Annotated in this window: 11 protein-coding genes; 8 read left to right on the top strand and 3 right to left on the bottom strand. The window is 62.9% G+C overall.

Features of this window, described 5'->3' with window-relative positions; translation table 11 throughout:
* Nucleotides 1-18: 18 nt before the first annotated feature.
* Both F8N85_RS17860 and F8N85_RS17855 read right to left on the bottom strand, forming a co-directional pair.
* Complete coding sequence (locus F8N85_RS17860; RefSeq protein ID WP_150804871.1) at nucleotides 19-810, bottom strand: fumarylacetoacetate hydrolase family protein; 792 nt, start codon at nucleotides 808-810, stop codon at nucleotides 19-21.
* A gap of 69 nt (nucleotides 811-879) precedes the next feature.
* Entirely contained in the window at nucleotides 880-1,653 is a 774-nt protein-coding gene (locus tag F8N85_RS17855) for a glucose 1-dehydrogenase (protein WP_150804870.1), read from the bottom strand.
* Between the two features lie 302 nt (nucleotides 1,654-1,955).
* On the opposite strand from F8N85_RS17855, the gene F8N85_RS17850 reads away from it, so the two are divergent.
* The 5 genes from F8N85_RS17850 (at nucleotide 1,956) to F8N85_RS17830 (ending at nucleotide 8,922) form a co-directional block, all read left to right on the top strand.
* Nucleotides 1,956-3,143 carry an acyl-CoA dehydrogenase family protein gene (locus F8N85_RS17850; protein WP_150804869.1) on the top strand — a complete coding sequence of 396 codons (1,188 nt, stop codon included), beginning with the start codon at nucleotides 1,956-1,958 and terminating at the stop codon, nucleotides 3,141-3,143.
* A gap of 79 nt (nucleotides 3,144-3,222) precedes the next feature.
* On the top strand, nucleotides 3,223-4,245 hold the full coding sequence (locus tag F8N85_RS17845; RefSeq protein ID WP_150804868.1) for a ferredoxin--NADP reductase: 1,023 nt from the start codon (nucleotides 3,223-3,225) through the stop codon (nucleotides 4,243-4,245).
* Between the two features lie 20 nt (nucleotides 4,246-4,265).
* Nucleotides 4,266-5,882 carry a FadD3 family acyl-CoA ligase gene (locus tag F8N85_RS17840; RefSeq protein WP_150804867.1) on the top strand — a complete coding sequence of 539 codons (1,617 nt, stop codon included), beginning with the start codon at nucleotides 4,266-4,268 and terminating at the stop codon, nucleotides 5,880-5,882.
* A gap of 87 nt (nucleotides 5,883-5,969) precedes the next feature.
* A complete protein-coding gene (locus F8N85_RS17835; RefSeq protein WP_150804866.1) occupies nucleotides 5,970-7,616 on the top strand; it encodes a DUF1302 domain-containing protein in 1,647 nt (548 codons plus the stop codon).
* Nucleotides 7,617-7,689: 73 nt separating this feature from the next.
* Nucleotides 7,690-8,922, top strand: a complete 1,233-nt coding sequence (locus F8N85_RS17830) for an NADH:flavin oxidoreductase (protein WP_150804865.1) — start codon at nucleotides 7,690-7,692, stop codon at nucleotides 8,920-8,922.
* A 134-nt stretch (nucleotides 8,923-9,056) separates the two neighbouring features.
* On the opposite strand, the gene F8N85_RS17825 is transcribed toward F8N85_RS17830, so the two are convergent.
* Nucleotides 9,057-9,893, bottom strand: a complete 837-nt coding sequence (locus F8N85_RS17825; protein WP_150804864.1) for an alpha/beta fold hydrolase — start codon at nucleotides 9,891-9,893, stop codon at nucleotides 9,057-9,059.
* Between the two features lie 258 nt (nucleotides 9,894-10,151).
* Here F8N85_RS17825 and F8N85_RS17820 point away from each other — a divergent pair, with 258 nt between their 5' ends.
* The 3 genes from F8N85_RS17820 to F8N85_RS17810 are packed head-to-tail and all read left to right on the top strand — an operon-like array spanning nucleotide 10,152 to nucleotide 12,309.
* A complete protein-coding gene (locus F8N85_RS17820; protein WP_150804863.1) occupies nucleotides 10,152-10,886 on the top strand; it encodes an SDR family NAD(P)-dependent oxidoreductase in 735 nt (244 codons plus the stop codon).
* A gap of 14 nt (nucleotides 10,887-10,900) precedes the next feature.
* Entirely contained in the window at nucleotides 10,901-11,674 is a 774-nt protein-coding gene (locus F8N85_RS17815) for an SDR family NAD(P)-dependent oxidoreductase (protein WP_150804862.1), read from the top strand.
* A gap of 5 nt (nucleotides 11,675-11,679) precedes the next feature.
* Entirely contained in the window at nucleotides 11,680-12,309 is a 630-nt protein-coding gene (locus F8N85_RS17810; protein WP_224795710.1) for a nuclear transport factor 2 family protein, read from the top strand.
* Nucleotides 12,310-12,433 lie beyond the last annotated feature (124 nt).

Below are 12,433 nucleotides of genomic sequence, written 5' to 3'. Positions count from 1 at the left end.
AGGGGAGGGAAGGGGTGGTCAAGGGACAAAACGCAGGCTGGCTTCACCGAGCCCGGTCATTGACAGGCTGATACGGTCACCAGCCACCACCGGGACCAGCGGCGCCAGGGCACCGGAGAGAATGATTTCGCCCCGGCGGAACGGGATGCCCAGCTCGCCCAGGGTATTGGCCAGCCAGGCCACGGCCGCGCAAGGGTGACCTTGCACCGCCGAGCCCAGGCCCGAGCCTGCCGGCTGGCCGTTTTTCAGCAGTTGCATGTGCACCGCGGCGAGGTCCAGCGAGCGCGGGTCGATGCGCTGAGTGCCGAGGGCGAACACACCACAGGACGCGTTATCGGCCACGGTGTCCTGGATGCGGATCTGCCAGTCGTCGATTCGCGAATCGACGATCTCGAAGCATGCCGCCACCGATTGAGTGGCGGCCAGCACGTCCTCGGCGCTGATGCCCGGGCCTTGCAAGTCTTCGCCGAGGATAAAAGCGATTTCGCCTTCGGCCCGGGGCTGGATCAAGTTGTAGCGGGCCAGGCTGACATCGCTGCCATCCTCGACCTGCATGGCATTGGTGAGGAACCCGAAGTCCGGTTGGTGGACATCGAGCATTTCCTGCACGACGCGGCTGGTGACCCCGATTTTCTTGCCGATCACCTGCTCGCCGAGGGCTTCGCGGCGTTGCAGGAAGTGCAGGGAAATCCGATATGCCTGCTCCAGGGTGATCTGCGGATAGCGCCGCGTCAGTGGCGCCAGGGTCTGGCGGCTGCGTAAAGCGTTGAACAGCTCGTCACCGAGCGCGTTGATCAAATGGGCGTCCATGGCGGGGCTCCAGAGGGTGGAAAAAAAGCCCGCCCCAACATCAACAGGGACGGGCCCAAAGGAGTCGGTTCAGCCGGGCCAGACCGACGAGTCGGCACCGCCATCGACATCAATGATCTTGCCGGTGACCCAGGCCGAAGCGGGGCTGGCCAGGTACAGCGCGGCGGCGGCGATGTCTTGCGGGGTGCCCAGGCATTTAAGCGGGGTGTTGGTTTCCATGACCTGGCGCATGGCTGCCGGCATCACGCCATTCAGCGCTTCGGTCAGGGTGGGGCCGGGGGCGACGGCGTTGACCCGGATCTGCGGCGCAAAGTCCTGGGCCAGCAAGCGAGTCAGGTGGCTGAGGGCAGCCTTGGCCGTGCCGTAGGCGCTGAAATGGCGCTGGGCATAGCGCGCCGCCACCGAGCTGATATTGATGATGTTGCCGCCACCGGCCTCGCGCATCAGCGGCACGCACAACTGGCAGAAGGCGTAGCTGGTGGCGACGTTGAAGTTCAGCACCTGGGCGAACTGCTCAGGCGTCATGGCCAGCGGATCGTTGGGCCCGCCCCCGCCGACGTTGTTCACCAGGTGAGTGATACGACCCATTTGCTCAACGCTATGGCGCACCAGCGCCTGGCGTTGCTCGGCATCGTTGACGTCGCAGGCGAACGCCAGGGCGCGTCGGCCCAGACCACGAACTTCTTCGGCCACGGCCTGTACCTCGTCCAGCGAGCGCGCCGAGCACACTATATCGGCGCCTGCTTCGGCATACGCCAGGGCAATCGCCCGGCCGATACCCCGGCCGCTGCCGGTGACAATGGCGACGCTGCCGTGCATTTGGAAACGCTGCAAAATACTCATGGGCCCTTGCTCCGTGGGGTCGACTGTTGATGCGCCTACTATCGCCAGCGTGGCTTGGCGGGGCATCGTCTCAACGGACTATCAAGCAGGGCACACAACCTGTAGGAGTGCCGCAGGCTGCGATCTTTTGATCTTGCTTTTAAAAAACAAAGTCAAAAGATCGCAGCCTCGTTGCACTCGACAGCTCCTACAGGGGAACCGAGTGCAGCCCTAGTCCGCTTTGACGATGAATGATTGTTCGCTCGATCCGATGATCCATCACAACTCGCGCAGTGGCGCAGTGAGATCGGGAGAATTGAGTGATGCACAGCATGCGAGAAAAGACCCAGGACGAACGTGATCTGCTTGAACGTGCACGCAGCCTGGTGCCAGCACTCAAGGCGCGCACGGCGCAGGCCGAGAAGGATTTGAAGGTGCCGCAGGAGAGCGTTGCCGAGTTGCAGTCCGCCGGTTTGCTGCGGGCCTTGCAGCCACGGGCGTTCGGTGGCTATGAAGTGGACCCGCGTACCTTCTTCGAAATCCAGACCATCCTCGCCGAGGGTTGCATGTCCACGGCCTGGATCTACGGCGTGATGGGGGTTCACCCCTGGCAGCTGGCACGTTATCCGATCGAAGCACAGCGTGAAGTCTGGGCGGATGACCACAGCACGTTGATCTGCTCGACTTACATGCCGGCGGCCAAGGTCACGGTAGTCGAGGGCGGTTACCGGATCAGCGGGCGCTGGGGTTTCTCCAGCGGCAGCGAGCACTGTCAGTGGGTGTTTCTGGGCGGCATCCTGCCGCCCGATGGCGAACTGGCCGCCGAGCACGGCACCTTCCTGCTGCCGCGTCACGACTATCAGATCGAACGTAACTGGGATGTGATGGGCCTGCGCGGCACCGGCAGCCATGACATCGTGGTCGAGGATGTGTTCGTCCCGACCCATCGCGTACAACGCACCAATAACTGGACCCTCGAAGCGACGCCCGGGCGCCTGGTCAACACCAACCCGATCTACGCGATCCCCTTCGCCCAGGTGTTCTCGCGCGCGGTCTCGACCTCGGCCATCGGCGCCCTGCAAGGCGCGATCAACGAGTTCCGCGACAACGCCGCGAAACACATCGGCAAGCACGGCGCCCGTACCGCTGACGATCCAGTGGCGCAAACCGCTGTTGCCGAAGCGATGATTACCGTCGACAGCCTGCGCCTGGTGCTGGAGCGCAACTACGAGCACCTGATGAGCCTGGCCCGTGCCGGCGAATACCCGGACACCGAGACCCGCCTGCTGTACCGCTACCAATCGGCTTACGTGACCAATATCTGCGCCGAACGGGTCAACGACTTGCTGCGCAGCATGGCCGCCTCGGGCTTGTACAACACCAACCCGGTGGCGCGGCTGTTCCGCGACCTGCATCAGGCGCGTGGGCACATCGCCAACAACTACATGGCCTACGGGCGCAGCTACGGCGCGGTGATGCTGGGCCTGCCCAACCCGGACCCGTACGTCTGAGGCCATGGTGCCCGTTTCGATACCCCTGGGTTTACACCTTCCCGTGATACACGGGCAGGTGGTCATGAGTACCTGACCTATGAACAATTATCTTGCCCTGCGCGTGGCGCGAGTGATCGAGGAGACCGCCGATGCGCGCTCCCTGGTGTTCGACGTGCCAGAGCATCTTGGCGAACGTTTCCGTTATCAGCCTGGCCAGTTCCTGACCTTGCGCATCCCCTTCGAAGACGGCTGGTTGCCGCGCTGCTATTCGTTGTCGAGCACACCGTTGCTGGGCGAACCGCTGCGGGTGACGGTCAAGCGCGTGCGTGACGGCCGGGCCTCGAACTGGCTCTGCGGCGAGCTGCAGGCCGGTCAAATCCTGGAGGTGCTGCCGCCCGCCGGGGTGTTTGTGCCACGCAGTCTGGACGACGACCTGCTGCTGTTCGGCGGGGGCAGCGGCGTGACGCCGGTGCTTTCAATCCTGCGCTCGGCGTTATTGGTCGGCCACGGCAGGATTCTGTTGATCTACGCCAACCGCGATGAAGCCTCGGTGATCTTTCGCGACGAACTCAAGGCCTTGGCCAGCGCGCACCCGCAACGCCTGCAGATTGTCCATTGGCTCGATTCGGTGCAGGGCATTCCGAGCGTTGAGCAATTGGCTGAGCTGGCGCGTCCGTTCACAGACGCCCAGGCCTTTATCTGTGGCCCCGGGCCGTTCATGGACGCAGCGGTCAGTGCGCTGAAAAACCTGGGCCTGCCTGGCGGCCGGGTCCATGTCGAACGCTTTGTCTCGCTGCCTGGCGAAGGCGAACTGCCCCTGGCGGTCAGCAGTGAAGCGGCGATGGCTGCGCAGTTATCGGTGCGCCTGGATGGCGAGGACCACAGCCTGGCCTGCGATAGCGGCGAAACCGTACTGGCAGCGATGGAGCGTGCCGGCCTTAAACCTCCCAGCGCCTGTCGGGTGGGTGGCTGCGCCTCGTGCATGTGCACGCTGGACAGTGGCGAGATCGAGCTGCTGCACAACGATGCGCTGGACAGCGGTGAACTGGCCGAAGGCTGGATCCTGGCCTGTCAGGCTGTACCGACCAGCGCCCACTTGCGTATCCGTTTTCCCGAATGATGCAGATCACCGAGCCTACGATGAACCAGAGCCTGAAGATTTCCCTGCCGCTGAGCGCAGTGCCCACCACCATTGCCCGGTTGGTGTTTCAAAGCGCCAAACGTTTTGCCGGTCGCACGGCCATCGAAGACAACGGACAGTGCATTGATTACGCCGAGCTGCCAGAACGGGTCATGGGCTTTGCTCGGGGCTTGATGGCGCTGGGCATTCAGGCTGGCGACCGGGTCGGTGTGTGGGCGCCGAACAGCGGTGACTGGATCCTCGCTGCGCTGGGCATTCAATGCGCCGGTGCGGTGCTGGTGCCGATCAACACGCGCATGAAGGGCCTTGAGGCGGCCGATGTGCTGGAACGCAGCGGCTGCCGGCTGTTGTTTGTCCAGCAGCGCTTTCTCGACGTCGACTACCCGGCGTTGCTCGCTCCCCATCGGCCGGCCAACCTTGAACACCTGGTGATCCTTGATGGCGACACGCCCGAGCTGTCTTCGGACCTGACCCTTGCACAGTTCCTGCGCGGTGCCGCGACCATCGATGCCGAGAGTGCCAGGCGCCGCACATTAACAATCGGCCCCGAGGCCATGTGCGACCTGTTGTTCACCTCCGGCACCACCGGCAAACCCAAGGGCGTGATGAGCGGCCATGGCCAGAACCTGCGGGCCTTCAGCGAATACGTCAAGGTCATCGGCCTGGTGCCGGGTGACCGCTACCTGATCGTCAATCCGTTCTTCCACGCCTTTGGCTACAAGGCCGGTTGGCTGACTTGCCTGATCGGCGGCGCGACCATCCTGCCCCACGCGGTATTCGACGCAGAAGCAGTCTTCCAGCGCATTGCCCGAGAGCGCATCAGCGTCTTGCCCGGCGCGCCGACCCTGTACCTGTCGCTGCTGGCCCACCCGCGACTCAAGCAGACCGACCTGTCGAGCCTGCGCATTGCGGTCACCGGTTCGGCCAGCATTCCACCGAGTCTGATCGAGCGCATGCGCAACGAGTTGGGATTTGCCGTGGTCACCACTGCTTACGGCCTGACCGAGTGCGGCGGGCTGGCGACGATCTGCGATCCCCGGGACTCGGCGCAGGTGATCGCCGGCACCAGCGGACGGCCAATTGCCGGGACCGAAGTGAGCATTCGCGACCCGGACAACCAGGCACTGGACACCGGGCTTACCGGTGAGATCTGCCTGCGTGGCTTCCACATCATGCAGGGCTATTTCCAGAACCCCGAAGCGACCCGCGAAGCGATCGACGCCGAAGGCTGGCTGCACACCGGCGATGTCGGGCGCCTGGACGAGGCGGGCAACCTGATCATCACCGACCGCCTGAAGGACATGTTCATCGTCGGCGGTTTCAACTGCTACCCGGCGGAAATCGAAGCGGCGCTGATCAGGCATCCGGCAATTGCCCAGGTGGCGGTGATCGGCATCGCCGATGAACGCATGGGCGAGGTCGGATGTGCCTGCGTGGTGCTGCGCGAAGGTAAAGCACTTGACGAGGCGCAACTGATCGCCTGGAGCCGTGAGCAGATGGCCAATTACAAGGTGCCGCGCCAGGTGCGCTTCTTCAGCGCCTTGCCACTCAATCCGTCGAGCAAGGTGGCGAAGAACGAATTGCGGGCGGTGGTGGCCAACAACGCTCAGGCATAAGGCGCACCCGTCTCACCAAACCGCGCGGCACGGGCTTTTTTCATGCTGTGGCGACACAAGAAAAAACAACAACAAAAGGAGAGGAGCATGTTTACGCGAAACACTGTCGCGCGCCATTCGGGGAACCTGACCGGTAGCCGCTGCCTGTTGGCAACGGCCATCACCATCGCCAGTGCCACAGCCGGCGCTGCACCGACTATCGAACTGGGGGAAAACACCACCCTGGATTCGTCGCTGACGGTCAACTACACCGCCTCCATGCGTACCGCCAAGCAGGCCAGCCAATACCTCAACGACCCGAACAACGACGATGGCACGCGCAACTTCAAGCGCGGTTCGTTGATCAACAACCGCCTGAGCCTGTTCGGTGAATTGCAGCTCAAGCACGACAACCTCGGTGCGGTGTTGCGCGGCAGTCAGTTCTACGACGATGTCTACAACCAGAAAAACGCCAATGACTCGCCGCAGACGGTGAACAAGGTCGGCCACAACGATGGCTTCAGCGACGAAACCCGCAGGCTCAGTGGCAGCATGGCGCGACTGCTCGATGCGTATGTGTATGGCAACTTCGATGTCGGCGAGACTCAGTACCTGTCGCTCAAGGCCGGGCGGCACCTGGTGGCCTGGGGCGAGAGCCTGTTCTGGCCTAACATCAGCCAGGGCCAGGCCCCGGTGGACGCCACCAAGTTTAACGTGCCGGGTACCGAGGCCAAGGACTCGTACCTGCCGGTAGGGCAGGTGTCCGGATCGTGGTCGCTGAATGAAAACCTGGCGCTGGTGGGCTACTACCAGTACGAGTGGGAAAAGACCCAGCTCAACCCCGTGGGCGACTACTTCGGCAGCGACACCTTCGGTCCCGGCGCCGAGTTCTATCGCCTGGGCAGCGGTGCGGTCGACCGCCTGCCCAACGGTCTGGCGGTCGGTTATGCCGGTGAAAAAGACGCCAGCGACAGCGGCCAATGGGGCCTGGGCGCGCGCTACCGGATCACCGAGAACACCGAAGTGGGGCTGTTCCATTACCGCTATAACGAGCGCATCGGCTCGATGTTCTTCGACTTCACCGGCACCACCCAATACTCCTCGCTCAAGAGCATCGGCCATAACGGCACCGCGCCGTCCTATCGCCTGGGTTACTTCGAAGACGTCAAGCTGACGGGCATCAGTTTCACCTCCAAGGTTGGCGACTCGGTGCAGTACGCCGGTGACCTGAGCTACCGCGATGGCGCGTCGGTCTACCTGAACAACGGCGCGCCCACCACCGGGCAGATCTGGCAAGGCAACCTCAACGCCATGTACATCCTGGGCCCAAGCCTGCTCGCCCATCAGACTACCTTCATGGGCGAAGTGGTGCATCAACACATCGACGGGGTGGACAGCCTGACGATCACTGGCGGCGGGCCCGGCGTGGACGGCACCTTCGACACGTTCGAGTCGAAGACCCAGACCCGCGGTTCGACCTTGCTGGGCATTGGTGCCTACATGGATTACCCGTCCATCGCCACGGGCCTGGACCTGAGCACCAAAGTGGTCTGGACGCAGAACGTCGACGGCAGCGCCTATCAGGGCCTGGGCCGTGACGAGAAGCGCCTGACCGTGGGTGGCGATTTCAAGTACCTGGGCAACTTCCAGATCGGCATGACCTATGTCGCCTACCTGAGCTCGCCGGATGTCGCCCAAGGCCGACTGCTGGCTGACCGCGATTACCTGTCGCTCAACGCCAAGTACACCTTCTGATGATCATGGCTGCGTCGCGAGATGGCGACGCAGCCTTCATTTGTAGCCTGATAACAACAAAGAGAGGCCTGTCATGAACCCTCGTCCGACCCCATCACCGTTCAGCCCTATTGCGATTGGCCCACTGACCCTGAAAAACCGGTTTATCAAGTCCGCCACCAACGAGGGCATGAGTGCCCAGGGCGTGCCTTCCAAACAATTGGTCAAGTTGCACTCGGCCCTGGTCGCTGGGGGCACCGCCATGACCACCGTGGCCTATTGCGCGGTCAGCAATGATGGCCGCACCTTGCCCAACCAGTTGACCCTCACCCCATCCAGCGTGCCGCACTTCAAGGCCCTGACCGACGGTGTGCACCAGTCCGGTGGCCTGGCCAGCGCGCAGATCACCCATGGCGGCTGCTTTACCTTTATCCGCGAGCGCTCGACCAAACGCCCGCTGTCAGCCAGCGGCGGCTTCAACAAGATCGGCTTGATGAGTGGCATGTTCCTCAAACAGGCGATGAACGAAGCCGACATGCAGCAAGTGGTGCGCGACTTCGCACAAGGAGCGCGCCTGGCACGCCAGGCGGGTTTCGATGCCGTGGAAATCCACATGGGCCACGGCTACCTGCTCAGCCAGTTCATTTCGCCGATGTACAACAAGCGCCGCGACCAGTACGGCGGCAGCCTGGAAAACCGCCTGCGCTTTCCGCGCCGGGTGCTGCGTGCGGTACTGGATGCGGTCGGCCAGGACATGGCGGTGATCTGCAAATACAGCGTCACTGAAGGCGTGCGCGCCGGTAACAGTGCCGAAGACGGGGCACAGATCGCCCGCATGTTGGAAGAGGAGGGTGCGCACCTGCTGGTGCTCAGCGCCGGGATGAACGCCGAGTCGATCACCACCATGTTCGGCTCTTCCTTCCCCAAGGAAAACCGGGTGCAGCAGAAGAACAAGGTGATTGCCTTTGCGATGGCCATTCAGCGCCGTAAAGAGCCAACCGTGGAATTCCGTGAGCTGTATTTGCTGGAACATGCGCGCAAGGTGCGTGCCGCGGTGAAAATGCCACTGGCTTATCTGGGCGGCGCCAAGAGCCTGGCGAGCATCGAAAAGATCATGGCCGAGGGTTTCGACCTGGTCGCCATGGGCCGGGTATTGCTGGCCGAGAATGACTACGTCAACAAGCTCGAAAGTGGTGCCAGCCGCGACTCGATCTGCACCGCCTGCAACCGCTGCGTGGCGATGATGTACACCCCCGGCGGTACCTCCTGTGTGCTGGGCCAGCCCGGCGATGCCGAGTTGAACAGCCAGAAGGCGGCAGATCGCTAAACCACCCCCCGCTGTAGGAGCGAGCTTGCTCGCGAAGGACGTTAACGAAAACGCGTGTCTGCTGGATGAACGCGTTGTCTTTGGTTCCTTCGCGAGCAAGCTCGCTCCTACAGAGGAGGAGCGGTATTGGGAGATCAACCGTTCTGCAGGAAGTCGATGCAGCTGCGATTAAATAGTTCGCGGTGTTCCACCTGGACCCAATGCCCGCAACGGTTGAGCACGATGAACCGGGCGTTTGGCGCGCCGTCGATGATGCGCTGGGCGCCGCTGACAGGGTTGAATTGATCGTTGGTGCCCCAGAAACCGAGGATCGGGCACTGGATCTCGCCCAAGCGTGTTTCCATGTTCGGCACCATCATCGTGCTGAACAGGTTCTTTGGCTGGGTCACCGCCACCGCCACGCGTTCTTGCAGCAGGCTTTCCGGCAGGATCGAATCATCGAACAGCTGCAGGCGCATCATGCTGCGCATCTCGTCCATGCCGATGGGACCGGCGTTGAACAGGCTGACCATGCGCACGATGCCTTCCATCTTGAAGTAGGTTTCCCGCTCCTCGACACCGCCCGGTGCCAGCAGGATCAGACCCTGAGGCAATTGCGGCAGACGCAGGGCCAGGCCCAGGGCAATCGCGCCACCCAGCGAGTTACCCAGCAGGGTGCAGCGCTGTACGCCGACGGCTTCCAGAAACGCCGCTACGCAGTCGACGAAGAAATCCAGGTTGTACTGGGCGTCCTCGGGTTTGTCCGAACGGCCGAAACCCGGCAGGTCGAGCACGATGTTGCGGTAGCCGGCGGCGACGAATTGCGGGTAGTTGCCCTTGAAGTTGCTGAAACCACTGGCGCCCGGTCCGCTGCCGTGCAGCCACAGCACCACGGGGCCCGCGCCTTCATCCAGATAGTGCAGGCGCAAGCCGTTGTTGGGCAGCGTTGCGTAATGGCCGACGGGCAGGGGCAGGTCTACGGGTTGGTTCATGGGGTTCTCCATTTTCTGCTGATTCATAAAGCACAGCCGCGTCAGGCGCGACAGCGAATTGAAGGGGAACGCTGAGCTTGACGTGGTGTGCACCTATGAATGCTGGGGCCGTGGGGGATTGCCGGCATCGTCCGTTCAGACCACGCGGCGATAGTCCCATCGGACGATGTGTGCCAAGGCACTTGCCGCTAATCATTCAGGGGACGGCCCACTGCAAGGGCGGCGGGCCGCAGGGTATTTGCACATTCGGAGATCGCTATGAAGTTACTCAATAAAGTCGCCTTTGTGACCGGCGCAGGGCAAGGCATGGGCCAGGCCATCGTGCGTGGTTTTGTTGCCGAAGGCGCCAAGGTGGTGGCTGTCGACCTGAATCAGACCGCACTCGCCGAGAGCCTGGCGGACCTCGGCGACAACGTATTGGCCCTGGCCTGCAACGTCGGTGACGGCGCCTCCGTGGCCGATGCCATGGGCCAGGCCGAGCAGCACTTCGGCGGCCTCGACATCCTGGTCAACAACGCTGGCGTGGGCGCGCTGGACAGCTTCCTCGAAACCCCGGACGAGAGTTGGGCGCGGGTGATCGGCGTGAACCTGGGTGGCACCTTCCTGTGCTGCCGCGAAGGCGCCAAGCTGATGGTCAAGGGCGGGCGCAAAGGGGCGATCATCAACCTCTCCAGCACTGCCGCGCTGACCGGCGACGGTCCTAGCCATTACTGCGCTTCGAAAGCCGGGGTGATGGGCCTGACCCGTTCGATCGCCCGTGAACTGGCGGCCAGCGGCATACGCGTCAACACCCTCGTGCCGGGGCCGACCAACACGCCGATGATGGCCGGCATCCCTGATGACTACATGCAAGCACTGCTGAAAAACGTACCGTTGGGTCGCATGTGCGAGACCGACGAGATCGCCCGTGTTGCGGTCTTCCTTGCCAGCGAAGACGCCAGCTTCATGACTGGCCAGAACATCGCGGTTAACGGCGGCATGGCCTTTATTTGATCGGAGAATGACTGATGAGCAAGCGTTTACAGGGAAAAATCGCCTTTGTGACCGGCGCCGGTTCGGGCATCGGTGAAGCCACCGCGCTGCGGTTCGCCGAGGAGGGCGCCACTGTTGTGCTCTGCGGGCGACGCGTGGAGCCGTTGCAAGGTGTGCAGGAAAAAATCATTGGGTTCGGCGGGCACGCTGAAATTGCGGTGGCCGACGTCAGCGACGAGCAGGCCTACGTCAGCGCATTGGAAGCCACCGCGCAACGCCACGGTCGCCTGGACATTCTGGTCAACAATGCGATGGCCTACACCTGGGGCAGCATCGACACAATGTCCACCGCCGACTGGCACGCCAACTTCGCCACTACCGTCGACGGCACCTTCTTTGGCACTCGCACCGCGATGCGTCTGATGAAAGAGCAGGGCGGCGGTTCGATCGTCAACATTGCCTCGATCTGCGGCCTGTTCGGCACCGCGTGGATGGCCGGTTACTCGGCGGCCAAGGCCGCGGTGATCAACTTCAGCCGGGCGGCGGCCAGTGAAGGCGCGCCAAACAACATTCGCTGCAACGTGATCATCCCCGGCGTGGTCGATACCCCGGCCACCGCCGGCATGCTCGGCGACGCCAAGGCCCGCACCAACACCGAGAAAGTCATCCCGATGAAACGGGTCGGCCTGCCGGTGGAACTGGCCAACGCCATTCTGTTCCTGGCCAGCGACGAAGCTTCCTACGTGACCGGTGCCAGTCTGGCGGTGGACGGCGGACGCGGTTCCGACCTGTATACGGTGTTCGACTGATGGGCCTGGAATCCGCCGCGCTGCTTGAGCGCATCGACCGCCTTGAATCGCTGGACGCGATCCGTCAACTGGCCGGCAAGTACGCGTTGGCCCTGGACATGCGCGACATGGATGCCATGGCCAACTGTTTCGCCCCGGACGTGCGTGTGGGGCGCGACAAGACGGGCCGTGCACACCTCAAGGCATGGCTGGACGAAACCATGCGCAAGCAGTTTCACGGCACTTCCCATCACCTGGGGCAGCACATCATCGAGTTCAGCGATCCGGATCATGCCACGGGCGTGGTCTATTCCAAGAACGAGCATGAGACGGGTCCGGAGTGGGTGATCATGCAGATGCTGTATTGGGACGACTACGAGCGGATCGACGGACGCTGGTGCTTCCGTCGTCGCTTGCCGTGCTATTGGTACGCCACCGACCTGAATAAACCACCGATTGGCGGCTTGAAAATGCGCTGGCCGGGGCGCGAGCCTTATGCCGGCACGTTTCACGAGCTGTTCCCGTCCTGGGATGCGTTCTGGGCGCAACGGCCGGACAAGGAGGCCTTGCCGGAAATTGCCGAGCCGGCACCGCTGGAGGGGTTTCTTGCGACTTTGCGGCGCGGGGCGGGTGATCCGAAGATTCGCGTGCGCTGAAGGATGGTTGGGCGGTGTACATATCCGTTGCTGCGGTAATGTCGGCGCTGTTCGGATTGGGTGCATATCCGTTGCTGCGGTAACGGCGGCTTATGGTTCCGCCCTTACGGCGGGTCACTTGGAA

This window comes from Pseudomonas fluorescens, assembly GCF_902497875.1.
Taxonomy (GTDB): domain Bacteria; phylum Pseudomonadota; class Gammaproteobacteria; order Pseudomonadales; family Pseudomonadaceae; genus Aquipseudomonas; species Aquipseudomonas fluorescens_BR.
Note: the sequence above shows the minus strand (reverse complement) of the source record. Positions and strands in the feature narration are given on the sequence as shown.